Origin of the sequence: Blastopirellula marina DSM 3645 (genome assembly GCF_000153105.1) — a bacterium.
GTDB lineage: Bacteria > Planctomycetota > Planctomycetia > Pirellulales > Pirellulaceae > Blastopirellula > Blastopirellula marina.
In genome coordinates this window covers 3827786-3853519 of sequence record NZ_CH672376.1, presented here as the reverse complement: position 1 = coordinate 3853519, position 25734 = coordinate 3827786, and the positions used below count along the sequence as shown (strand labels likewise).

Sequence of the window (25734 nt, the reverse complement as noted above, 5' to 3'; positions counted from 1 at the left end):
TGATCCGCTATGCCGGATTTTTTTGCGGTAGGCGAAGGAGCGATCCAACGCGACGTCTCGAGATGGCACGAATCTCGGCGTCCCAGATCAGAAACCAACAGGCGATCAGATAAACTCCGGCCGTGGCGGACATCCAGATCGCCAGTTCGAACCAACCAGGATTTTGCCGATACTGCGACAACCACCAAACGATCGCCGCATAGGGTACGCCCAGTAGCAACGGTTTTAACGCTGCGGCGAAAGCTGCGTTTTTCGACATACCGAACTCGCGCTCCAGCATGTATGGCAGACAACAGAACAATAGGAGCGTCGTGCTGAGGGCTGTTCCGATCAACGGGCCAGCCAGTCCCCATAGATAGGTAGCGACGACGCTCACGACGATGTTGACAGCCGCCCAATAGAGATTTAACCGTACAAGCAGCGGCGATTTGGCGGTCGCGCCAAACGCCCACTTCCATTGAGCGATGACCGGATGAACGTAGCCGACGATCATCGCGGCAATCACTAGAAGCCAACCGCCAAATAGATCCTCGCCCACCCAAAGTTTAACGAATCGTTGTGCGAAGATACCTGTCGAGATGCAAAACGCTAATGCGATAACCGCCGTATAACTCGTCAACTCGATCAATCGTTCGTTGAATTTTTTGCTTTCGCCCCGATGATGCAGTTCCGCTAGCGCCGCCCAGCTTGAACTCCCCAGCATCAATACTTGATTTTGGGCCAACTGGATAAGCCGTTGCGTCGCAAAGAAGGGGACGATGGAGGAGGCGCCGAGGAGGAACGCCACAAGAATCTTGTCGGTCTCTAGCCCAACTTTCCCGGTGACTTGCATCAAGATTGCTGCGTAGTTCAATTTGTTTAGCTTGTTGCGAACGGACTCCAGGGCCACTGGTCGCAAAGTGTCGGGCGTCGAATTCCCTCCTTCCGTTTGCCGTAACGAAAACCGCGCAACGATAGGAAGGAACATATGACCGATCGAATAGGCGATACATTGACCGATGATTCCTCCACCCCAAACGGCGAAAAGAAGTGAGAATCCCATGATCAACAATGATTGAACCGTCAGTCCAAGATTGACCCAATAGCCGCGTTGTCGCGCATCTGTCGCGTACAAATAAAGACTGAACGGAAAAACGGCGCTTATCGGGAGCAAGCAGAGCACCCCAATCTGCAATTCCAACGCATATTTTTGCGAAACGGGTACTAGCCAAGGAATCGCTCCGGCCAACAATAGCGTCGCAATGGCTAGAACTCCGGCCAAGCGAATGTAAATTTTTTTCCCATATGCGAAGACTTCCTGTGCCCGAAACTCGGCCTCCCCGGCGACTGCCTCGGCGAAGACGGCGCGCAGGGCCTGTGCGAGCCCCAGTTCGACCAGACCCAGCAGCGCATGCCAATCTGTAATTGCGCGAAACGCTCCGAATTGCTCGTCTCCCAAATAGCGTAGCAATAGCGGAACTGCGACCAGTCCGGTTAGCATCGTCGTGCCGCTAGTAAAGACGCTCGAAAGTAACGTCCATATCGATCGCTGCGTGCGACTCATCTTATGGCTCCCATTCGCGGAGCGATCGATTCATAGACGACGCGAGTAAGCCGTGCAGTCTCTTGCCAGGAAAACTGCTTGCCGCGATGCAAAGAACACTGGGATAGTGAATGCCGGAGCAGGGGATCCTCGGCGATTTTCCGCAGCAGGGAGGTCAAATCGTCGACGCTTGTCGGGTTAAACAGGGCTCCGCCATCTCCCAACACTTCTGGCAAGCTGGTCGCATTCGCAGCCAGAATGGGACATCCCATCGCCATCGCTTCGCACAACTGCAGGCCGAAGCCTTCCTCAAGGCTTGGATAGACGAACGCCATCGCATGACGATAGAGGGAAGGCAAATCGTCATCGTCGACCCGGCCCAAGAAGCGAACGTTGTCGAGAATCTCTAGTTCCGCTGCAAGCCGACGTAAGCGATCGCGGTTGTCGTCGTCTCCACCGGCAAGCGCTAAAACGACGTCTTTCAGGTTTGCAGCCGCAAACGCTTTGAGAAGAAAGTCGAGATTCTTGCGTCCTTCAAATCCACCAATGTAGAAGAGATAGGGCTTCGCAAGTTGAAAGCGCGCGGCGGTCTCTTGAATCTTTTCTTCCGCGGGAAATGTCGCGAATATCGGATCCGCCGCTTCAGGAATGATGGAGATCCGCTGCGCATCGACGCTGAGTCGTCGCACGAGTTCGGACTGGGAGAAGCGGCTGACCGTGATGACCTTGGTCGACTTGCGCCGAGCGACAACGTGCGAACCATAATTCGCCCAATTGCCGATCTGCATCGCGTGTCGCCATCCGTTAAACTGGGGCCAGCGCTGTTGGCCGATCGCGTCATGAAGGGTGACCACGCAGGGGCACTTCGTGGCGAAAGGAATTCCGAAGTGATAAGGGGAATGAAATACTTCGATGCCGTCGCGGCGCAACTGACGTGGCAGCCACCATTGTTCCCACTTCGTGTAGTTCATTTTCCTGGAGACAGATTGAACGCATGAATCGTCTCGAAACCGAGCGAGAAACTGTCCGGCGATCGGCTCCATCGAATAAAGAACCAATTGCACGTTTGCGGAAGGTAAGTGTTCCAGCAGGTTGACGGCATAACGATTCCAGCCCCGCATTGCGGGATCGCTCAGCAGGTTTGCATTGAATCCGACCCTGAGCGGACCGGCTTCGATCGGAGCTGTCGTGGATTCGATTTTCATTCGCTGTTCGTCACGCGTTTTTCCATTTACGATGCACGATCGGCTTAACCGCCGGTTCGTTCCACTCGCGAACGAACGTAGTCGTACAGTTCCTGATCGAGATTGCAACACTCCTGAATTTGCGAGATCTCCGATGGACTCAGTTCTGCGGAATACTCGCCTACCATTCGACGATTGCTTGGCGGCTGGAATGGGATTTCTATCGTTTTGGCGACCTTGCCAAAAAATTTCGGTAACTGCTCCGTCACACCGACCACCTCCGCCTGATCAATCGTCTCCTTGGCGCGTTTCACCATGGCTTGTTCATCTTCGGCGCACGGCAGGCTTTGCGGATCATCCCAGGGTTCATAATCGAATTGAAGCAGCTTTTCGCGTGAGATCAGTGGGCTCCAACCTAAGTGACGGACTTGCATATTCCAAAAGATGGGGCGGAGAACTTCGTCTTCCAGGCAGTCCAAAAGCGACATCTTGCCGCCGACGATTCGCTGGTGATGCTTTCGATCCGGTGACCGTTTGATATGGTGGTAATGCGAGACGATGCGGCGAACGGGGTCGCGCAGGATGGTGACGATACGACAAGGTCTTTGAATAATTTGTGGTAGCAACAACCCGAAGTGTCCCCGGTAGAGCGAATAGCTGTCGATTCGATCCGCTGGCAGCGACCGAAGGCCCTCAAACTCCTGAGGGCCGCAAATGCGTTCTCGCAGTAGATACTGTTCCACACCTTTCCTACGCATGCATTCTCCAAACGCGGCCGTCACAGTCGTGCCAGCCGTCTTGTTGATATGCAAGAAATAGAGAGGGCGTTTTTTGAAACGGGCTAAGCTACGGCGAAACATCAACAAGTCCAAATTTAAACAGGGGAAATGCGATTCGCGAAAATTAACCGGCGGTAGGCCGTTTCTAAGCGATCTAAGGCCGCTGGCGCACTGCAACATTTTTCCAACAACTGTCGGGCCGCTTTTCGCTGACAGTTTTGCAGTTCGACGCTGGTTAGTAGTTGTACCGTTCGCTCGACCAATTCTGCATCGTCATCCGTAATTGCGGCATGCTCGCCGTCCTGCGCAGGGATTCCTTCCACTCCTTCGGACGTCGTCACCACAGGCACCCCCATGGCGAATGATTCGAGCACTTTCACTTTCATGCCGCTTCCTCGCCCCGGAGCGTAGAGCAGCACGGCGGCTTGCCGGAAATAGGGGAGAATGTCGGGCACGTTCTCGTGGATTTCGACGTCTGGCATTCCGACATATTGTTGCAGGACGCGGCGGGCCTCCCATCCAACGATTTGAACTCGGGCGTTAGGTACGCGTCGTTTAATCCTTGGCCAGAGATCGCGGAGCAGCCGTTCGGCTGCGGATTTCGAGGGATACCAACCCATCGAGCCAATTACACTGATGACCGGCTCCGGGGTTCTTTGCTCGTCGGGAATGAAGTCGTAGTTCTCAAGGTCCATCCCCAGCGGAACGATGTCGACGCTCGTCGAAGGGTATTGCTCATGAATCGCGCCGGCGATGCGCTCGGAAAGGGCCAGAAAATGTGCGGGGCCCTGGAGCAAAATACGCTCTCCTCGAAGCATCAGTTGGTGATCCAGCCACTGACGCCAACTGCATTTCGAGGTTTCCGCCAAGTCGATGGAGAAAAGGTAGTGAATATTGATCAGCGTTTTGGATGCGTTCGTCGGAGCCAGCCAGCCGCACCAGAGATGCTCCATATGAAGCACATCATATTCCTTGGAAATACGCTCCTTCAAATTCTTCATGAGATCGTCAGAGAACATATACGAATAAGGACGTCGAAACGAACGCCACTTCGCCGCTAAACCGCCTCTCTGCGGAAACGGAAACAGCCTCAAATCATACTGCGGCGCCGGGAAAAGTTGCTGCGAGAGCTTAATATCATCTGGATTGCTGCAAGCTGCGAATCCCGTCACGTCGTGTCCTCGTGCGACCAACCCTTTTAACAATGCATAGAACCATCGACCAGCGGCGTTCCCAAATGGGAGCGGCGGTTCAAGCATTACCAGCACGATACGCAGGCTTTTTCGATTCTCGACGTTGATGGTTAACATGACGATTGAGCGTATTCCAGAATATTTCGCGAGGCGTCGTCCCAAGTGTAACTGCGTAGTTGACTCGCCAGATTCAGCCAATCATTGCGGTAGGCGTCTGGAGCACGACGCCAATTTTGCAGACGCTCTGCGAGATCCGTCGCGCCATGAGGGTCAGGCAAGAGGAATGCGTTGAGCGATTCTGGATAGCGTTCGGCGACGCCGGCATCTGATGAAACGAACGTCGGAATTCCACAGCAAAGGGCTTCGTGCACTCCCAATCCATAGGCTTCGTAGCGAGTCGGCGAAACAAGCGCGTCACTGGCGCGAAGAATCCTTGCAAGATCGGAGCGTAATCCAAAAAACTGAATGCAACGCCTGAGCCCGGCAGTTTCAACTTCCTGTTCAAGCTTTGGTTCGAAACGTCCCAGTACGGCGAGCGTCAAATCTTCGCGAGTCTGCGAATTAATCGCTTTCCAGGCCTGCAGCACCGTATCAAATCCCTTGCGGGGATCACTTGGCGAACCGACGAATAAGACGTACTTGCGGTCATCGGACCATTGCAAATCCTTGCGAGTCGCTGCGCGCTCTTCAACATCGGCCGGATAAAATGCATCCAAGTCGACCGAATAGTAGACTAGCCGGATGCGATCTTCCGGCACCTGAAGTCGTTGCATTAAATCCAGCTTCGTTCGTTCCGAATTGACGATAATCAACTTGCTGATCCCCAACGCGCTACGTTCGGTCTGTTCGTACGTCCGAACTTTCCAATTCTGTATGAGTTGCCGAGGAAGCGTCCCTCGGCGCTTCGGACTGTAGGCGGCGTGAACGTAGTGCACCCAATTCACAGCAGGCAGCAAACAATTTCCGCCGTTAACGAGCGTTATGCCGTCTTGTGCCCCCAATCGCCGTGACCAGTATTGTCCGTAGCGATTCAGCCAAGGCGCGCTAAGAAAGTAGGAGTCTGCAATCTTGGGAACGCGATGAAATTCAACGTTCGGTCGTTCCACCAACGTAGAATCGGCGCGGTGCCCGACCAGATGCACCATGTCGCCGCATCGCGAGAGATAGTCGGCCAGAGCGTAATTGGCGCGATCCATTCCTCCCGTGCGAACGAAGTCTCCGGTGACGATTATATGTGATTTCATGCTTCTAGATACGATTCCCAAGCGGCCCGTTTTTTGGCGAAATGGACCGCCCCAAACAATACCGCATTGAGCAGCCAGAATTCGAGACCTCCTTGTCCGATGAAGTACGGATAGTTGAACGTTACGGCGATCGCGCCGACGTTGTAAGCCAAGATGGCTGCGGCCTGAATAGGCAAGTCGCCGGGCAGTTGCGATATCGTGACGCGCCAGGCGAACCAACAGGCCATCGCCAGTGCGGCCGGATATGCCAGCAAGAGCGGCAGGCCGCCATCCAGTAGCCATCCGGTCCACATGATCTCGACCCAAATCGGTTTGGAACTAAGGTCGTCGGAGTTTCCAAAGTATCGATGCATCATGCCCCATCGTCCTAAGCCGGCGCCAAGCGGATATTGCGGGATCTGCTTGTTGATTGTGTCTTCCAGGAAATGTCCTCGATTTTTGTAATAGACCTCTCCCATATCGTCGTCAATCAGGCTCGATAATCGTCTTGTTACCGACTCACCGCCGACTGCGACCGCCCAGGAGAAACTGACTACCAGAATGGCTGCAAGCATGCCTCCTGCGAAAATAGTGCGACGCCATTCTCCACGATAGGCAAGGCACGCCAACAAAACGCAGCAGCAGATGCCGGTCATGATAAGAACCGATCTGACCTGACTTAAGTAGATGCAAAACAAACCGATTGCAATTCCGCCGAGAGCCCCGGCGCGTACCAAGCTTCGCTTGCTAGTAAGAAAAAACATTAGGCCGAAAATCGTCGAATACATGCCGGCTGTCGCGGCTCCGCCAGGCATGTCCGACAACCCCATCGGCCGAAAGACGTCGGCTCCGCTGGTGAGCGTAATTTTTAACGAATCGTGGTACATCTCGCCAATCACTTGAGAGACGGGGGGTTGAAACCGACCGGGGAAGTAGACTTGCAACAGGCCGAAGAAGGAACTGAGGCAATGAAATCCCCAGAAAGCGGTCAAAAGATGGGTGAGCGTCCGCTCTTGAATCGGAAGACGCGCGACCCACAGCAGCGGCGCCAAGATCGATGCGATCAGCGCAATTTGCGCGACGGCGCTAAAGATTGTATTCGTATTGGGATGGAAAACCTGAGCTGCCAAGATTAGGAGTATTATGGGGACGAGCTTTGCGGAGGGATGAGATTTTCCTCGGCCAGGAATGACCAGGAAAAGTAAGCTCGCTCCAAAAACGGCCGACCGAAAAATGATGCGTCCCGGCGCCAGAGCCGGTACCAGCAGCGCCAGCTGACACCCTATCAGCAACAAAAGAAAGCAGAGTAACCAGCGCAGCGCGCGGTCCTTGCCTCGATCATGCGGCAAAAGACGAACTAGCGCGTCGACCGTCGCTTCGGGTATTTCGCCATTAATGGTCAAACTCATATTCCAGCTACAAGTCCGTTTCTCAGGCTGCCAGTCCGGTGGACGCCAGATCGTAAGCAGCGCCAGCCGCTTTCCTGATCAGCGGTCGCTCGTACAGATTTCAGGTCGATGGTCGCTAAATAGTTTGGCGCTTCAAATCGTTTCGAGAGTCTGGCGGATCCCGCTCCCCCAAAAATTAGTCGCGAAATCGTCCAGCCAATTTCCACCACGTCATAGCCATAGTCGGACAGAATAGAGACCGGTCGGCTGTTTGGCCCATCGTGGTTTTCGAAAATGACGTGGCGGATCGCCTTGCGCCGCAGTGCGTTTTCTGCACCCAGTAAGACTGCGGTCTCGTGCCCTTCCACATCGAGTTTTAGCACTGCGATTTCGCGTGATCCGATCGCTTGGTCAAGCGTACGGACCGTTACCTGAACGCCATTGGAATCCGACTGCTGCAAAGTTAACTGCGAAGTCCCCTGGTTTTTCGCAAAGTCAGGACCAGACTCTAAGAATGCTTGACCGTCACAAGTACTCAAGCCTTCTTCGTGGATATTGACCGAAGTGGCATCGGGACGACATTGACGTAACAAACCGACGTTTTTCCGCAACCGCTGTGCTAGCGCAGGGTGAGGTTCGAATGCGTCGACGCGCCCTGTGGTGCCTGCTAAATAGGCCATAACGCAGGTCATATAGCCCATGTTTGCCCCGGCGTCGATCACTGAATCGCCTTCGCGAATCAAGCGAAAGAGTAGTTCGGTGATCGGCAATTCATAGATTCCCGTCGTCCAAATGCTACGCCCGACTGTTTCCTGCGGATCGACGAGAATCGATTGTCCCCATGGCAATTCGACAAGCGTTTCGGTTTGAGGAATCGGCGAGCAGAATTGCCGGCATCGGCGCACGATCTGCGACGGACGATAGAGATACCATGGTTTCCAGACGTTAAGCATGGAGCAACTCTTTCCGATTGGATAGGGACGCGGCTCGCAGGATATTTTCAAGACTTAACATTTGAGCGTTTACGTCACACAATTCGGCGGCGCGCCCCGGTCCGTTCGCGCCAAGCTCACGCCGGCGATTGCGATCATCGAGCAAATGTCGCAAAGCGCCTGCGAGCGCTTCAGCGTCATTTGGCGCCACCAATATTCCGCAGTCATTCGTCACGATCTCTTTTGCGCCGCCAAGATTCGTCGCCACAATGGGAAGACCAGCGAACAACGCTTCGATGAATACGATGCCGAAAGGTTCGGCGCGAACATTGGGATGGCAAAATGCATCGCCCGCCTGCAAGATGCTCGCGACGTCAGTGCGCTGGCCCAAGAAACGAACGCGAGCGCTTAGCCCTCGTCGTTCAACGAGCTTTTTCAATTCGGATAAGTATTGTCGTTCGGCGTCGCGTTGCGCGCCCCCGACGATCCAGGACTGCCACGATCGGCTCTGCGGCAAAGACGCCAAGGCGTCCAAGTGAATGTGAAGTCCTTTATAACCTTCGAGTCGCCCCGCTTGGATGATGACGAACGTTTCGTCACTTGCGCCAAACTCTCGTCGCAATATCTCGCGCCGCTGTTGGTTAATCGCGGGAGGTCGCTCAATTGGGCAGTACAGTACGTTAGAAGGAATTGTGCGAAACAAGTGCTCTTGAATCGACGCTTGCGTCGATTCACTATTGGCGATTACGCCGCAAGGTTGGATTCTCGCAGCCCATTTCTCAATCCAATGTTCGCCGTAGTTGATGTCATGTCCCCAGAAAATGACCGGAAGTCGTCGTTGCACGGCGCCTCCTAGCAAGGCATGAATCCAACAAGCGTGCGTTACCGCCAAGTCGAAATGCTGATCAGAAAGCAATCGGGCCAGACGATGTTGTGCGCGAATGATTGTCCAGGGACGACTAACGCGCATTTGGCCTAAATTATGAACGATGCAGCCCGCTTCCGACAATTGGTCCGATAGTCTGCCCGAAAAACAAACCGCGAATTCCGGCTCCATGTCCGGCGCGGTTGCGCGACGATGGGCCAGTGTGGAAAGGATCGTCTCGATGCCTCCGAACATGTTTCCGGAGTATAGATGCAGGACCCTCAGGGGCTTCGTCGCGCGTTGCGGATTATCAGCAAACGTCATCTGTGCCCCCGATTCTTACTGCTATAGTCAAGATTGGAAAGAGATGACATCGCGCAGCTCAGCAACTTTAAATAGATCGCACGAAGCCTTTCTGGAAGTTGGTTTTGGTTGAACCGTTCGACCGCCGCCATCCGGGCGTGCTGACCTAATTCGGTTCGAAGTATCTTGTCGCCGACAACTCTTCGCAGTGCCGCGGATAAGGAGTCGGCATCGCATGCCGACAAGGCAATTCCTTCAACGTCGTTCTGGAACACCTCGGCGGCGCCTCCCAGTGCGGTTGAGATTACCGCTTTTCCGCTTGCCATACCTTCCAAGATCGCCAATCCGAATGGTTCGGGACGAATGCTCGCATGAACGACGACGTCGAGTCCCGAATAGATTTCCGGCATTGCGTCTTGAAATGGTACGAACGCCACATCCTGTTGGAGGCCAAGGTTGACTACATACCGTTCGAGTTGCCCCCTCGTCACTTGGGAGTTATGCGTGCGGTAAATTGGACCCCCGATGATGAAATAGCGGGCGTGAAGCCTCGGCGTGCGACGTTTACATTCCGCAATCGCGTCCAAAAACAGGAAGTGTCCCTTCCAATTGGCATAGGTTGCGATCAAACCGACGTTGACTGCTCGACCGCCGCCGCGATTGACGCAACCACTGAGTTCACCCAACCGGATTCTCGCATCGCCCTCGACTTGCGGCGTAAACTTTTCCGTATCTACAGTATTGGGAAACACTTCAACTATTCGGCTTCCCACAGAACGTTCAAAGTCTTTTTTGACCGCTTCTGATATCGCCAGTCCTAGAGTGAGCCGAGGAGCGGCCAGCCGCAACAGATGTTTCGCCATGCGGCGATCGCCGAGAAAGTCATGTAAGTGCCAGACGATTGAAGCCGATCTCGGAGTCGCAAGCGATGTCAGGAGATGGGCCTTGATGCCATTGGTATGGACAATGTCAGGACGCAAATTGGAAACAATACGGCGTAAATCTCGTCCCCATTTTCCCAGCGAAAATGTTCCTAAGAGCGTATGTTTACCAAGATAAAAGATGCTTTGAAGTGGGGAGGTCTGGGATAGTCCGACATCTCCGAGGTGCGCCCAACGATCCGGAAGTGGTAACACGAGAATCTCGTCCACAAATTGTGCGGCAAGCTGTCGAAGCGGACCATCCTCGAACAACACCAAGGTGATTTTCGCTTGTGGTAATGCCGTACGGCATGCCTTCATTAGGTCGAGCAATACGCGTTCCGCTCCGCCAAGTCCTGCCGTTGCGTTGACGTAGAGGATTCGCAATGCTGGAGTTCCGAAATGTATAATCATGGGCTATCTCACGAGAATTGAGCGAGTAACGTCTCATACTCACGGTCGATGCGACTGATCATGTCTGGCAAATTGAAAAGCTTAGCAGCCCTCTGTTTTGCGCCTTGGGCAAATTCGGCTCGCAATTGCGACGAATCGTATAGTCGATTCGCCGCCGCAGCGAGCTGGTCGGGCGATTCAATCCGAATGGTTAATCCCGATATTCCGTCAAGGCTGACCCAAGGAACTCCGGAGTCTTTGATTTCGCAATTAATAACCGGGCATCCAGACGCCATCGCTTCCACTTGGGCAAGACCAAACGCTTCGCTACGAGCGATGCTGGGAAACCAGAGCGCAGTCGCCAGATGATACAACGCTTGCAATGTTACGTCGTCCGCATTGCCAATCCAGGCGATGCGACGCTGTACTCCTAACTTTGCTGCGAGTGACCGTAGTTCGTCTTCTTTGGGGCCGGCTCCGACGATCGCCAGCGTACCTGGGACCTGACTCAAGGCCTTGATCGCAACATGCGTACCCTTGTAGTAAACCAGTCTTCCGACGGCCAACCAAACTGGGCCTGGCCAGTTCTGGCGCAGCTGTTCTGCACGTTGATATACTTCAGAGCTTGGCGAAAGGAACGGCTCCAGCGGCATTCCAAATGGCACGACTTTCAACTTGTCGGCGAATGGTTGCAGAGAACGTGAACCGTTCGAGTAGCGGGGATTCGAGACCCAAATCTGGCGGCAAGTCCTTAAGAGCCAGGTCTCCAGCGGTTGCAGCAATCTCGCGGCGACGCGCTGCCGAACGATGTCGCTATGCCATGTCACGACAATCGGCGTCTTGGGACGAATCGTCGCCAGGGCGATCATCATCGTCGGATTGGGAAGGTGCAAATGAATCAGGTCGCAGTCCTGAATCTCCCGACGCAGTTTGCTGCTCAGACGCGGACAAATATCGAGTCGCATGACATTCGCGATTCGCCCAATGCGAAGAACGGAGACGCCGTCATCCTCGTTCCTGGCGTCCGTCGTTCTAGATATGATGCCGAATGGTCGGCAAGGATCGGAGGATTGATCGTTGACGCAGACGACTTTCATCGAGTAACCCTGTCGAACTAATCCGCGGGACAAATCGCGGACATGCGATTCTATTCCGCCTAGCGAAGGGTGATAATATTTCCCCAAGTGAACTACGGACGGCTTACCATGTGCGCAGACCAAGGGGTCATCCGCAGTTCGATGCGATGGTAGCTGGATCGCGGAACATGAAGATTCGTTTTTGTGTTGAATCGATGGTACGCCCACGTGAAGTCCTAGACTGTCGAAGCTGATTGATTTTTGGGCCGGACGATCGAAGTGGACGCCGCCAGATCTTGTTCGTCGACGCGATCCATTTCCAAGAGATCTCGCATCTGCAATTCAAATGGCTTCAAGCCCTCCAATAGTTCACTCAGCCATAGAAACGTCGCTCCATCTAGGGCCTGACCTGTCAAAACCAATTGGCCGACGTTAATGTCGTCCGCGAACAGGGGGATTTCAGTTTTCCATTGCCGGTGCTCGACGGAAAGCTTGTGGGGACTTTCCCAGCAGGCATGGTACTCTTCTCCAATGGACGGAGAGCTGACGTTAAACTGGATTGTTTGAATGCCGCAGACTTGGGAGAATTCGACGAGAGCGGACCACAGGCGTTCCCATTCAAGGCGACCGTTCATCTGTGTGACGATCGGCAAAGCGTCGCCTGGTTCGGAGGATCTTAACGTCAATAGCGATCCTCCGACGCGGCTGATACGAGTCAGAAGCAGCTTGCACTCGTGGAACCCAAATGTTCGTGACAATACTAAACCAGCCAGAATGCTCAACAGAACGAATGCGGCAAGCCATTCATTTTGCGTGAAGACGCTCACGATGGCGGCGACGGAGCAGATGACCGCTAGTCCGCCTACGAACAGCACAGTCCTCCGTGGACCATAATTCAAACGTTGCAGTACATGATGCAAGTGCCCCCGATCGGTTGCATAAATGCTACGTCCCGTCAATTTACGTCGCAACACCGCCATGCAGACGTCAAATGCCGGTATCGCCAGAACGAGGCAGGGGCCGACCATCGCGAAACTTGTGGGACCTTTAAGGCAGCTACGAATCGACAATATGCCAAGGGTAAAGCCGATGAGCATGCTTCCAGCATCCCCCAGGAAGATTCGAGCGGGAGGCAGATTGAAAGCGGCGAAACCAGCAAGGCTCCCAGCCAACGCCAGGCCGCAAAATGCATCGAATAGATGGCCGGTCAACCATGCCATCACGGCGAACGCCATACAGTAGATGATGCCTAGCGTCGTGGCCAATCCATCGACCCCGTCGATCAAATTCAAAGCGTTCGTGGTGACGACAAGCCAACCCATTGTAAAGGGAATAGCGAGAACGCCGAGCTGTATCGGTACTCCGAACAATTCGATCGATTGAATTTGAAGGCCGAAAGCGACGGCCGTTATCGCCGCCAATGCCTGACCGGCAAGTTTTTGGCGTCCGCGAATTCCCCATTTATCGTCGATGACTCCCGTCACTGCGACCACCAGCGTGGCGGCGATCAGTCCGAAGAGGGATTGCGTATCGAAGCCCTCGATTGGTTGCGTTAAGCAATAGTAGTAGATCAGACCCAAAGCGGCGCCATATCCGATCAAAACGGCCATACCACCTCCGAGCGGAGTCACTTTGCTATGCAGCTTTCGGTGGCCGTCCGGGCGATCCAGCATATCGAAGCGATATGCCAGCTTTGCGACCAGCGGCGTCACCAGCAAAGCGACCAACAGGGATATGGTCATGATCGAAATGGCGATACTCACAGATCTCTCTCCCAAAGTCCAAATCCATTCGTGGTCGGAGATCGCCTCATTTCAAAGCAGACGGTAACCAGTTTCCCGGGCGATACAAACCGATGCGTTAGCGAGGGAGTTTCAGCGAGAATTCCATCCGGTATGAGAGAGCGGTGGACCGTCATCACGTCTGCGCGAGGCGTCGCCAAGGAAGATCCTTGAGTAGCGATCCACTGCCGAATCGAATCGGCAAATCGGAGCATGTTCTCTTTTCCTTTGGATCCGGCGCGGCCATCGGTCTGCAAAACAACCTTCACTAAGGGAGAGCACGACTGTTGTCCCCAGATGTTCTGGCGCGATTGGCGTGCCCCTTCGCGGTCGTAATAGACGTCCTCACCGCGCTGAAACCAATACAAGACTTGCACCGTGCCGGTTGCTTTGCCGAACTCTACCCAATGCATCGTTCGCTGCGGCGCCGTTTCGTCTCGTACTACGACTTCTTCCTTGACGTGCCATCCCGCGGCCGGATAGCACTCAAGCGGCGAATGTGGGCACCAGTGTTCGAGCGAGTTGAACGTTGCGCAATGAATGCTGACGGGCCACTCGATTTCTTTTTGGTATTGGCGATTCAGCAATTCGTCGGCGTCTATCGCGCGAAGCAGATTCGGATCACTCTCCGCCGTTTGACCAGCCCATCCATTCAATTCGCCTGGAATCCTTTCCAACGGCTGCGAAAGAGGTTGCACGGTCACATGAGAGTATTGCTGGAGCATCGCAATGGAAATCAGCTGCACCCCGAGGAGAGCGATCAGCAATAGCGGGATCCGGAATTGTAGTAACTTCATGTGCTGCGTCTCTTGGTTCGCTTTTTCAAAGGAGCCGCTCAAGCCTTAGACCGTCGACGTTTTCGTGCGGCGGACTTTGGCGTGATAGGACGTGGTTTCGATTCCGGTCAAGACTGCGCCTAAAATGGGGACGTTGTACGATTGCAGGATCTCGCATGCTGATTCCAATTGCGGTATGCGGCTGACGTCTCGCATAAGTGAAAGCAACGCTCCATCGGCATATTGCGCGACGAGTCGCGTATCGACGACCGGAATGACGGGACTAGTGTCGACTAGGACGAAGTCGTATTGACTACGAAACTCCTCAAACAATCCCTTCATGCGATGAGCAGCAAGCTCTTCGAGAACATGTCCTTGCCATTCGCCCGCCGGAAGGAGATAGAGTCCTGCTGCTTCCGTGGGCTTTACAGCCGCCGTCCAGGAGACTTCACCTCGTAGCGTTTCGCAGATGCCTGGAATGGAATCGACCTCAAATAGTTCATCCAAGGCGGGGCGGCGCAGATCAAAGTCAATCAAGAGGACACGGTGACCTCCAGTAGCGAGCGTCATCCCCAAGTGGCTGGCGAGCGTCGTTTTGCCTTCGCCGGAAACTGCGCTCGTAATGACTACCGTCTTTAGATTTTCCAATTGTTGCTTGCGAATCAGCGTGGCGGCGATCGAACTGATCGAGTCGTTAAGCTTTTCGCGCCAAAGGATTTCCGATTGACGGCGCAGCGATCCGATTCGGGGCGTTGGTGGAACGGCGCCCAATATCGAGACCCCAAGTCGAGCGTCCAAATCTTGCATGCAGCCAATCCGCTTTTTGCGAATGTCTAACCAAATTAGGCCGCAAGCAGGGAAGAGGAAACAGGCTAGGCCAGCAGCCATCGCCTTCGGCAATTTTGACTGATGCTCAAAACTCTTTGGCTCAACGGCTGTGCTGAGAGAGCGTATCCGCGGATCGGTGTTGATTTCCACCTGCAGTTGCAAGACTTCCTCGGTTAACCTCTCGCTGATTCTCTTATGGGCGGCCAGCTTAGCTCGTTCCATCTCAAGCACGATCGACTTGCGACCGAAGTTGCGAACTTCGTCGTCCAGCTTTTCCAATGACTTCTCAAGTTCCTTCTCCTGCTCATCCGCGAGGACGATTTGCATGGATAGCAGCTCGATCCGATCTTCCGCCGAATAAGTGACTTCCCCTCGACGCATCGCTCTCAACTCTTGCTGTAATTCCGCCTTGCGAGCTTCTAGCTTCTCTTGTAGTTCTGCCAGCTTGGAATGGATTTCGGGCAGTTCGGCTTTGGCCGTCTCCTCATCGAAGCGTGTTTCGAACATTTCCGCTTTCGCATCGAGACGATCGATCTTTCCGAGAAGGGGAGAAGCCTCGGGGTCTGTTGCCAGCGCTTGGACTACCAACGTCTTGGACAAGTCGCGGAGTTGGGATGCATTCGCAGTTGATTTTTCAGCAGGCGGCGCTTCGCCGACAGCCTCATCCGGCGGGACGCCGTTCATTGGCGCCTCTTCCTCCAGGGGGCGAAAAGCGACAGCCTCGGCAGCCTCTTTCACAAGCGACTTTTCGGATTCCGCTTGCAAACGAGATTGTAGCAAGCCCAGTTCGGCTTTGGCTGCGATTCGGGTTAGCCGCACCTTGGTCAGTTGATTTCGCGTCAAGTTCAGATCGGCGATTACGCCTTGCTGGGCGATCGTCAATTGATCTTCGTTGCTGGTGCCGAGGGCTTCAACGAGCTTGGAGATCGACTCGCCCGATTTGCGGATCAAGTCTTCTTGCATGTCTTGCTGACGTTCGAGGTCCGCCAAACGATTAAGGCGTCGATTCCGGTCCGCCATCACGACTTCGCCCAAATAGGAGTCGACGACGCTGTTGACAAGTTTCGCCAAGATTTTCGGGTCCTCCCCCTGAAGCGAAATCTCCATGATTTCGGCTTCACCTGGAAACGTAATGACCAATTGACTTCCCAGCCACTTCACAGGGTCAATCTGATTGCGCACAACCGGCAATTCCGCAATCTGTGTTTGTGATAAAGCATTGTTCAAGACGAAACGCGTCGTAATCATTTGAGCCTGAGTGCTCTTAAATATTTCATACGGATTACGACCTGCGCGATCGACTGTGTTAAACACCAATGGGGTGTGGTCCGAGGCGATATGGACGAGCGCCGATGAACGATAAACGTCTCTTTGCATACGCCAGACGCCCAAGCTCGCCGCAATAGCCAAGACCAAACCGATCCCCGCGCCCAGCGGCCACCTTCTGCGAATCGAGTGCATGGCGGCGACATAGATCTTGTCATCGGAATCGTCGAACGGGGCCGCCGCCAAGACTCGTCGTGCGTAAGGCGCTGCCGATTCCTGTGAGACATTCCGAGCGCGACTGGTCAGTTGCGCTGGTCCACTAGAAATGTCGGATTGGCTGGAGTTGGGTTGAATCGCCATAGTCTGCGGTCAGGTAGATATTCGAAAATTGTCGATTGCTTGCCTTTTTACGTCGCGTCGCCGGTTTTAAGACGTTTTCGTTCACCAAGTCCTAAGTTAACTCTTCCAGCCTTTCCTTCGAGCCAGAGACTCTTTAGCAGCCAAGCCTCCAGGACTAGTAGAGCGACGGCGATCGGCATCATGAGCAAACCGGCGAGATCATGGAACAGATGGTCCGCCAACTCACGACTAAAAAATTCATGTGCGACGCCTGTGATCGTAATGCGCATAACATTCGTGACGACTCCGATGAGCGGAGCGCTCAAAATGAGAACCGCTTTCTCCCAGTTGGGACGATTCAGGATGAATGACGCCGCGATTGTTATCGCGAAGAAGACATTAAGCATTCGCAAACCGCTGCAGGCTTCGACGACGCCGATCCGCGCTTCCGTCAGATAGATGACGTTCCCACGGGCGATGGCGGGAATTCCCAGCGTCTGCAACGAAAAAGTGCTGACGATCGTTCCAATTCGCTGCAGTGGCTGGCTTAGCAGGCCCGATATAAAACCCGGCAACGGGATCATAAAGACGAGAAAGCAAACTGCCGGCCACGACCATTTTCCCCATGACCAGCCGCCAATGATCAAGAATGCCCCCATCAGGCACGGAATTAGCGAAGCGGGCTCCAGCAAGTCAAATTGTTGATAAATGCCTATCCACCGCATAACGCCCGCCGCCAAGATCAGACCACATCCCGTCAGAACGGCGCTCCACGTAATGGTCGATGTTTGCCTCAGAAGATCCCGACGTCGCCAGAGCAGGTAAATTGAAAAAAGCGGTACGACAAATCCATGGGAATAGTCAGGTTCAGTGAGCCATCGCTCGCTCAACATCAAGATCGATCCGACATAAGACCAGACCAAGATCATAGCGACGCCGACTGCCAGGGAAATGAACGCGGAACCTCTCATCGCCGCCGGAATCCCGCGGCTTTCCTGATTCTGCTTTGCGGGCTGGCGCGCTCGCGAATCTTTCGAAAGTGGTCTTAGTAATTTGTTCATAGAAACGCCGTCATTATGTAGTTGAAATGTGCCTTTTTACGTTGCAAGACCTACGCAATCAGGAATATATGAAGGTCAAAAAACATCGCTTGTTGATGCTGTAAACCTGAAAAACTGGTCACTATTCCAAATACATTCGAGCTAGTATTGGTATAGCGCAGGCGAACGATCGGTCACGCATGACGAGCATGCTTGGCTGAGTCAGCGGACTTTATCAAGATCCGCAGATTCTTTCGTAGTTGCCATCAAGTCTTGTGGGAGCGTATTCGCGGAAGGCATAGCGAGTGGATGAAAGCCATAAATAATCCACTTCGCGACACCCCTCTTGCTGAGGGGTCGGTGCTCTCTTGGGACTCCCCAATGAAGCGCTTTCCAATACGAACTTCCCGGCTTTTATTGCATTGGCTCGGTAGAAGCGGCCTGGCTAGGCACGCCTGGAAGAACTTAATGAGATCATGTCTCAGGTGCTGATAATAAGGGAAGGGCTGGGAATGTCAACGTACTGCTGCGCGAAATTGCGAAGATTTATTTGGCAGGAAAACTTGCGCCCTCTCTCGTAACGTGAGGGAAGCAGTACATGCGTCCAGATCCGACCGCGCTGCTCGAGATGTAAGTAGTTTACATCTGTGTGGCACAGAGATAGACTAAAAGGAGTACTTGATATAGCATCTCAGTAATGGATCTCCCTGGCAGCCGCAGTTTCGCGAACCTTTCTATGGGCACCTAGATCGCAAGTTGCGTTAGTCTGTAGTATTAATGAGTGTTTTACCTTATGCGGACCTTGAATTTTCGGCTGCTTTTGCTTCTTTTTGTCGGCTTTGCGGTTGCGTCGCTGGCGATCTATTTTCTTCACGCGGTTCAGGTCACTCGGCAATCAGATGCCTATCTGCTGCATGCGACTGAAGCGAAGGAGATGGGTAATCTGCCGGAGGCGATTGATCATCTCTCGCGTTATCTGGATGTGGCGCCGGAAAACACCGAAGCGATGGAGCAACTGGGGGAGTTGCTCGTCCAGACAAGGCGATGGAACGAAGCTTTTAGCGTCCTTGAGCAAACGCTCCGTCGAGAGCCGGATCGCGTTGAATCGCGACTACGCCTGGCGGAAGTGTCACTGGCGCTCGGCCGATTTTCCGATGCGAAAGAACAACTGGAGCAGATTATCGCCAGTTCCGCCGCCGACGCGGAAACTTACCTGCTGCTCGCCGCTTGTCATAGCGCGAACGGGCAATGGCGATCCGCCGCGGATGCTTGCGAAGACGCCATTAAAAAGGATTCGGCGAACATTGCCGCATATCAGCAATTAGCCGCGTTGCAACGATCCCGTTTGGATGACCCCGCGGCAAGCGAAGCGACGATCGATCAAGTTGTCAGCGCAAATCCCACCAATGCGGAGGCTTGGGTCTTGCGAGGCGCTTGGCGATTGCAATATCGCGACTCCGCAGCGACGCAGTCGGCCATTGCAAAATCGCAGGAAGTCTCGCCTCGCGTTGGTTCGATCGAAGTGTTGTCCCAAGCCAGCGACGATGCGGAAAAGGCGATTCAGTTGGATCCTATGAACGCCGATGCAGTTCGGTTGGCCGCTTCAATCTTGCTCGTTGAAAAGGACTACGCCGCCGCGCGGAAGCTCGCCGATAAGGCGATCGAAATCGCCCCAGAGGCCTCTGCATCCTACGTACTTCGCGCTCAAATTGAGGCCGCCGCCGAAAATCCAGAACGCGCGTCGCACTGGCTGAAAAAAGGGATTCAGTTTGACCCTGGTAATTTGGCGTTAGTTTGGGCCCTCGGTAACTCGCTGCTAGATCAACAGGAACTCGCCGAGGTTGAACAGGTGATTCGTATGCTCCATGACGCGGGATACGAATCAGCCCGGATTCGATTCTTGAAAGCGCGGGTCGCCATCGCCGAGCAAAAATGGCTGAAGGCGTCGGAGCTTCTGGAGGCGTGTCTTCCCAGCCTGATCGAAACGTCGGATCTCGCCAAGCAGGGGCACTATTTACAAGCCAATTGCTATCGCCAGCTGCGGCGCCCGGAACTCGAGGTCGCCGCTTTAAAAAAGGTTGTCGCGATTGATCCGAATTGGTCTCAGCCGCGGCAGGAATTGTCGGTCGCACTCGCCAAGCTAGGACGCGCTGACGAAGCGGCGGACCACATGCGGCGCGTTGCGTCGGCTTCCAAAACGGAACAAAAGAAGGCGACGGTGGAGATTATTCAGATGATCGACTCCATGGCGGGGCGCGCCGTCGCAGATCGCGACTGGGAAGCCGTCCATCGCAAGATCGATCAGCAACTGAAGGAAGGGGATGATCCTCTAATTCGGATTTTGAAGGCGCAAGCTTACCTGCGGCAGAATGAACTCGAATTGGCGCAGGACGTATTGAGGCAGGCAAGGGCAGCCCATCCCCAGCATCAAGAGCTGTGGCTCAGTTCCATTCTTCTATCGATGCGAACCGAACAATGGGACGAGGTCGACTTATTGCTTGCCGACGCCGAGAAAGCGATCGGCAGTCCTTTGCCGCTACGATTGATGCAAGCTCGGGTGTTGGCTGCCCGAGATGAGATGGAAAGCCGTGAGCGATTGCTGCAGTTGGCGGTCGCGCCGGATGGCTATGACTTGCGCGAAAAGGTCGAGTTACTGGTCGGAATTGGCGATACGTTTCGACGAATCGGTGGCGTCGACGAAGCGCAGCAGCTTTTTCAGGCCGCTGGGCAATTGGCGCCCAGCAATTTGATGCTTCGACTTTCCCTGTTCGATCTCGCTTTTCGGCAGAAAGACTTGGACGCGATGGAAGCGGCGCTGCGCGACGTCAAATCCATCGATGGAGACGGACCCTACTGGAAATATGGCGAAGCCCTTCGTCTGTCGATGAAGTCGAGCAAGGAGAACAGTCCTGCACTGTTGGATCAGGCCGAAACGCTGCTCCTCGGGGCCCACAAAGAATTGTCGACGCTGCGGCAAATCCCCTTGTTGCTCGGCCGGATCAGCGAGAGCAAGGGAAAAATACCCCAAGCCGCGGTATATTATCTAGAGGCGTTTGATGCCGGCGAACGCGAAGCGAGCGTCGTCGAGCGATTGTTAGCGGTTCTCCTGCACGAGCAGAAATCGTCAGAACTGCAGCGGGTCGTCGCTCAATTGCGGCAGGAAGGAATCCCGCAGACCGATGCGATGAAACGAATTATCGCGGAGCATGATTTGCGTCAGGGCAATTACGCCGATGCGATCAAGCAAGGGCGGGAGTTAGTAAAGAACTCGGACGGCGTCCAGGAACATCTCTGGTTGGGACAGTCGCTGGCGCGAAATGGTCAGATTGACGAAGCCCGTCAAGAAGTCGAGCGAGCGATTGAACTTGCTCCCGAGCAGTCGGACGCTTGGATCGCCAAAATCAAACTGTTGCAAGCGACTGGAAAAAAAGAGGCATTCCAAGAAGCCGTCGATAAAGCAAATGCCGCGGTAAAATCGCTGCCGCTGTCGATCGTCATCGCTCAAGCCCACTTGGCGCTCGAAGGAGCGGAGTCGGCCGAAGTACAGTTCTCAAAACTGCTGAACGAGAATCCCAATAGTGCGGAGGCACTGCAGGCAGCGATCCAATTCGAACTTCATGTCGGCCGGCGAGAAGAGGCGCAGAGACTCCTTGAGAAACTGGTGGACCTCGCTGCAGCGACAAAGGAGCAACAGCGATGGGGACGAAGAAATCTAGCCTCCTTGGCGGCGGCCTCTGGGAAACGCTCCGGTATCGACGAGGCCAAGACGCTGTTGCAGACCAATCTGACGGAAGGGAACGAAGCCGCCGACCAGTTCGCCATGGCTCGCGTCCTGGCTTCGGCGCAAGATCCCCAGTCACGAAAGGAAGCGATCTCCATCCTCGAAGTAGCCAGGGGGGAAAGAACGCTGTCGCTGGATGAGCGTTATCTTCTCGCGGACTTCTATTTCATGGATTCCAACTTTGAAAAAGCGGACGCCTTGATGCGCGATTTGATCGCAGCAGCGCCGGAGAATCAACTGTTCTTGCGACGTTTTATTCAGGAACTCATTCAACGCGAACAGACCAGCGAAGCGGAGGTCTGGTTGAACCGTCTGAAGCGACTCTCCCCCGGCGACATCGCCACGATTCGCGTCGAGGCGTCGCTCTATTTACATCGCGACGCATACGTTGACGTGACGAAATCGCTGACCGATTTTGCGGCGAAGCCGCCGGAGGACGCCATAGATGAAACTGCCGAGAAACGCTGGAAGTTCGCTACGGCTTCCTTGCTTGACGAGTTTGCTGCCAGACTGCGGCATCAGGGCGCCGACGCCGAGTTGATCCGTCGTTTGACCGATCTCTCCCAGACGCTCTGGCGCGAGACGCTCGGCGAAACGCCCAAAAACCAATCGCTGCTCGCGTTGCAGGCGGCCCGTCGTGGAGACGTCGACGTTGCGCTACATTGGCTGCAAGATTCCCCCTCCGGTGCATCTCCTGGGCAATTGGCGGTGATTGGCAGTACGATCGCCTCCTCCGGGCTCGCCAGCGATCCGCAGTTGCGTCAGTTGGACGAGACGCTGGAGAAAATCATCGCAGGTAATTCCAATTCGTTGGAACTGACGTTATTGCAGGCTGACCTGAAGGGGCGCCTCGGTCAGATCTCGGCTGCGATTGATGTCTATCGCGAAGTTTTGGCGAAAGACGAAAAAAATGTGCTGATTTTAAACAACTTGGCGGCGCTATTGGCCATGCAGGGAGCATCGGCGAAGGAGTCGCTGCAGCAGATCGATAAGGCGATTGAGTTGGCCGGATCGAACGTCAACTTTCTTGACACTCGAGCGATGGCGCTGATCGCCCTGGGGCAATATCCAGAGGCGGTCGCCGAGGCGGAGCGGTCAGTCGCTTACCGGAAATCGGCGGCCAACCTGTTCCACCTGGCCTGGGCACATCACGCACAGCGACAGGAAGAGGAGGCCAAACGAGCTTTCCAAGAAGCGGAACGACTCGGCCTCCTGTCCGCCCAAGTGCACCCGTTGGAACTGCCTGCTTATCAGCAACTGCGTCGGCTCAACGAAACAGCGAACGGTTCAGTGGCACAATAAATATCTGCGACATTTCCAGCGAACTTCGGAAGCGAAGAATATCGTACATTGTCCCTTGCATGTGAGTTGAAGCTTCTTTACAATCGAGCACATATTGAGATGAAATCTCAGTTTCTTTGCCAGCGATCCGCCAGCACTCTAAATCGCGAAAATCTGTCGAGAGTTTTCGATTAAACCATCGATTTCTCGATTCCTACCTTGGCCCGCTACAAGTTCCCGCGAAGCGATAAGCTTCGACTGTCCTCCATCCGGAGTGACAAGTTAAAGCAACCGAGAATCGAAGAAGGTTGCTGAATCGATTCCGGCTTCGATCGATACGAGCTTTCCTAGGCCATTGGGAAGGGCGCAACTGAGGCAAACGCCAATGAGCATGCGTACGTCATTAAGTAGAACAAGCGAGCGACAAGGCTTCACATTGGTGGAGTTGCTTGTGGTAATCGCCATTATCGGAATTCTGGTTGGCGTGCTCCTGCCTGCCGTTCAACAAGCGCGCGAAGCTGCGCGAAGAATGGAGTGCAGCAATAACCTGAAGCAGATGGGGCTGGCGGTGCATATGTATAACGATACGTACGGTCGATTCCCTCCGGCGGCATTCAAAGCAATTGGCTTCGGTAGCGGACAAACGGCTTTCGGGTCGATTCTTCCCTTCCTAGAGCAAGCGGCCATATTCGAGATAATTCTGCAGGGCGGTCAACTCCGAGCCGATACGCTCGCTAAGCCGCTTGCAGTTTACACTTGTCCATCAGATGACGTGCCCCCAGGTTGCACGGCTTTGCCGCCAAGCAGCTACGCACTATCAACAGGTACGCTTTACTATCGTTATAACGACAACAACGGAGCAATTGTCGACTACTTGAACTTGATGAGTGGGTTCTGGGGGCGTCCGGTTGACATCAAAGTAAAGGAAACGTCGATTGACAATGTGCAATCGCAGGATGGATTGTCGAATACGTTTTTGATCGGTGAGCTTGGGCATCAAATCAATAATCTAGAGGATCCCGCAACAGGGGCAAATCAAGGCGGATTAACTCAGTGGACGACGGGTTACCCAAGCCATTCGACGGCGTCGACTTCGGGAGTATTCAACGCTCGAGAGCTAAGCACTGCTAGTGATACAAGTACGCTTGAAACCTTCCGAGGGCCCCATCCTGGAGGAGTGAATTTCGTTTATTGCGATGGTTCCGTCCATCTAATTCACACTTCGATCGACGAAACGACCCTCGATAATCTGACGGCGCGAGGTGACGGCAATCCGATCGTACAATGAACTTCAAATTAGTCGACTGGTTGATTTAATGATTCCTTCAAGACTGATCCTGGTTTTTGTGATAGCGTTTGCGCTAAACGGTATCGGTTGCGGGTCTGCAACTCCAATCAACGGTCAAGTCATCAGCGGCACAGTGACGGTGAATGGAAAGCCGTTGGCGCGGGGCTTGATCATTTTTCAACCGATGCAAGGAACGGCGGGGCCTACGGCCACGGCGGAAATTCGCGATGGTCAATTCGTTACGAAGAAAAATATTGGTCCTTGGCCGGGCAAATTTCTCGTCAAGATCGAATCCACGCCGCCGGATGTTATCGCCATGATTGAGGGAGCGTCGCCTGAAGAGATGCATCGGCGTGCCCGAGAGCCGCACAAGATGATCGCGCCCAAGTTCAATCGAGACTCACAAATCACGGTGGAAGTCCTAAATGGAGATAATCCGCCGTTCAACTTTGATACCAAATGGGATTAGAAGGCAAGTTTTTGCCGGCGTTGCTTTGCGATCGCCAAGCGACTTCGATTGGCAACTGGAAAGGAGGTGAATCGTTCCACGTTTGATTTTCGCCAGCTAGTGAGCGCCAAGCCCGGCGGGCCAGCCAGCCTTGTTATTCATGTCACATTGCGGACCGCTGAGAGTCTTTACAACAAGGTTGTGCATCGGTTGGTCCTCATCTATTGGAGAAATAGTTTATGTCGAAAATAAATTGGAGCTTACGGCTCCTATTGGCGGTAGTGGCGATACCATGTGCTCTTGCCGTGAATGCTTTTGCAGCGATGTCCTTGATCGATCCAGGACTGAGTGGAAACACACAGTATGACGAGTGGACCAATAATAGTTTGACGATCGCAGGTAGCCCTGGATATCCAGGCTTTCCTGGATCAGGCGCTTGGCCAAATCCAATCGGTTCTGACCTTGGTGGTGACGCAACGCTCAATAAGACCGCCAACGGAACTGGGGGCGGCCCCTATCCTGCCAGTGGCAGCATTTACTACGGCGGATTTAGCGGAGATATCAACAACAATGGCGGCACATTGGCCGTTGCTGACGCGACGCCCATTTCCAATTTGCAAACGGTATCGCTGCAAATTCAGATTGGTGAAGCTTGGACTTACGACTTCTACAACGAAGTTTTGCCGACGCTTAGTTACAATGGAGGAGCGCAGAGCGTTGCGCCAACAACTTCCAGTTTACTTGAGCAATTCTATAACGGCACGGTCGAAATGCCCACTGGCCCAGAAGATGTGTTTATCAACACCTATTTGTTGACTTGGGATCTTAGTGGGATTGTTGGAACTATTGCCGATTTCGCCGTTAGTTTCACCGGCGTACAGCACGCGCAGCTTTACACTTTGCGTCTGGACCAATCGGATCAGGTCTCGGCGACTCCCGAGCCGGGTAGCTTGGCGCTGCTGTTGGGAATTGTCCCCGCGGCTGCATGGTGCATGCGGCGTCGTCGCGACGCTGCAGCGACGGAACTTGCCGCCTGTTGATTCTACAATAGGCTTCGGAATACTCGCCGTTCTCGTGACGGCGATGTTGGTTGCTTCTCGCCCCGCTTCCTCAGGGCGAGCGACGAAC

General features: G+C 54.1%; 18 protein-coding genes. 4 read left to right on the top strand and 14 right to left on the bottom strand.

The genetic code is table 11. The features are described from left to right. Positions 1-7: 7 nt before the first annotated feature. From DSM3645_RS28575 to DSM3645_RS17250, 14 genes are all read right to left on the bottom strand, one after another. On the bottom strand, positions 8-1543 hold the full coding sequence (locus DSM3645_RS28575) for a lipopolysaccharide biosynthesis protein (RefSeq protein ID WP_002653559.1): 1536 nt from the start codon (positions 1541-1543) through the stop codon (positions 8-10). Further along, a complete protein-coding gene (locus DSM3645_RS17310; RefSeq protein ID WP_002653558.1) occupies positions 1540-2727 on the bottom strand; it encodes a glycosyltransferase family 4 protein in 1188 nt (395 codons plus the stop codon). Before DSM3645_RS17310 ends, DSM3645_RS28575 begins: the two co-directional genes overlap by 4 nt. A 44-nt stretch (positions 2728-2771) precedes the next feature. Then, complete coding sequence (locus DSM3645_RS17305) at positions 2772-3566, bottom strand: sulfotransferase family 2 domain-containing protein (RefSeq protein ID WP_161603378.1); 795 nt, start codon at positions 3564-3566, stop codon at positions 2772-2774. A 14-nt stretch (positions 3567-3580) separates the two neighbouring features. Continuing rightward, positions 3581-4795: a glycosyltransferase family 4 protein gene (locus DSM3645_RS17300; RefSeq protein WP_002653556.1), complete on the bottom strand. Its 1215-nt coding sequence runs from the start codon at positions 4793-4795 to the stop codon at positions 3581-3583. Then, a complete protein-coding gene (locus DSM3645_RS17295; RefSeq protein ID WP_002653555.1) occupies positions 4789-5922 on the bottom strand; it encodes a glycosyltransferase family 4 protein in 1134 nt (377 codons plus the stop codon). The genes DSM3645_RS17300 and DSM3645_RS17295 overlap by 7 nt, the downstream gene beginning before the upstream one ends. Next, a complete protein-coding gene (locus tag DSM3645_RS17290; protein WP_131282662.1) occupies positions 5919-7031 on the bottom strand; it encodes a hypothetical protein in 1113 nt (370 codons plus the stop codon). Before DSM3645_RS17290 ends, DSM3645_RS17295 begins: the two co-directional genes overlap by 4 nt. Positions 7032-7306: 275 nt before the next feature. After that, a complete protein-coding gene (locus tag DSM3645_RS17285) occupies positions 7307-8059 on the bottom strand; it encodes an FkbM family methyltransferase (protein ID WP_161603377.1) in 753 nt (250 codons plus the stop codon). A 175-nt stretch (positions 8060-8234) separates the two neighbouring features. Continuing rightward, on the bottom strand, positions 8235-9341 hold the full coding sequence (locus DSM3645_RS17280) for a glycosyltransferase (RefSeq protein ID WP_161603376.1): 1107 nt from the start codon (positions 9339-9341) through the stop codon (positions 8235-8237). 65 nt (positions 9342-9406) lie between these two features. Next, a complete protein-coding gene (locus tag DSM3645_RS17275; protein ID WP_002653551.1) occupies positions 9407-10723 on the bottom strand; it encodes a glycosyltransferase family 4 protein in 1317 nt (438 codons plus the stop codon). Between the two features lie 8 nt (positions 10724-10731). After that, positions 10732-12006: a glycosyltransferase gene (locus DSM3645_RS17270; RefSeq protein ID WP_081444870.1), complete on the bottom strand. Its 1275-nt coding sequence runs from the start codon at positions 12004-12006 to the stop codon at positions 10732-10734. Positions 12007-12014: 8 nt separating this feature from the next. Beyond that, a complete protein-coding gene (locus tag DSM3645_RS17265; protein WP_002653549.1) occupies positions 12015-13541 on the bottom strand; it encodes an MraY family glycosyltransferase in 1527 nt (508 codons plus the stop codon). Continuing rightward, positions 13538-14356 (bottom strand): exosortase-associated EpsI family protein, encoded by an 819-nt coding sequence (locus DSM3645_RS17260; RefSeq protein ID WP_131282660.1) that lies wholly within the window; start codon positions 14354-14356, stop codon positions 13538-13540. Before DSM3645_RS17260 ends, DSM3645_RS17265 begins: the two co-directional genes overlap by 4 nt. A 45-nt stretch (positions 14357-14401) precedes the next feature. Next, positions 14402-16411 carry a polysaccharide biosynthesis tyrosine autokinase gene (locus DSM3645_RS17255; protein WP_237564841.1) on the bottom strand — a complete coding sequence of 670 codons (2010 nt, stop codon included), beginning with the start codon at positions 16409-16411 and terminating at the stop codon, positions 14402-14404. Between the two features lie 425 nt (positions 16412-16836). Continuing rightward, positions 16837-17829: an exosortase/archaeosortase family protein gene (locus DSM3645_RS17250; protein WP_081444869.1), complete on the bottom strand. Its 993-nt coding sequence runs from the start codon at positions 17827-17829 to the stop codon at positions 16837-16839. 772 nt (positions 17830-18601) lie between these two features. On the opposite strand from DSM3645_RS17250, the gene DSM3645_RS17245 reads away from it, so the two are divergent. From DSM3645_RS17245 to DSM3645_RS17230, 4 genes are all read left to right on the top strand, one after another. Then, positions 18602-22891: a tetratricopeptide repeat protein gene (locus tag DSM3645_RS17245; protein WP_002653544.1), complete on the top strand. Its 4290-nt coding sequence runs from the start codon at positions 18602-18604 to the stop codon at positions 22889-22891. 364 nt (positions 22892-23255) lie between these two features. After that, the gene (locus DSM3645_RS17240) at positions 23256-24158 is read left to right on the top strand and encodes a DUF1559 domain-containing protein (RefSeq protein WP_002653543.1); all 903 of its coding nucleotides are present in this window, start codon (positions 23256-23258) and stop codon (positions 24156-24158) included. Next, on the top strand, positions 24133-24627 hold the full coding sequence (locus tag DSM3645_RS28570) for a hypothetical protein (protein WP_002653542.1): 495 nt from the start codon (positions 24133-24135) through the stop codon (positions 24625-24627). Before DSM3645_RS17240 ends, DSM3645_RS28570 begins: the two co-directional genes overlap by 26 nt. Positions 24628-24845: 218 nt before the next feature. Next, entirely contained in the window at positions 24846-25646 is an 801-nt protein-coding gene (locus tag DSM3645_RS17230; RefSeq protein WP_131282658.1) for a PEP-CTERM sorting domain-containing protein, read from the top strand. Positions 25647-25734 lie beyond the last annotated feature (88 nt).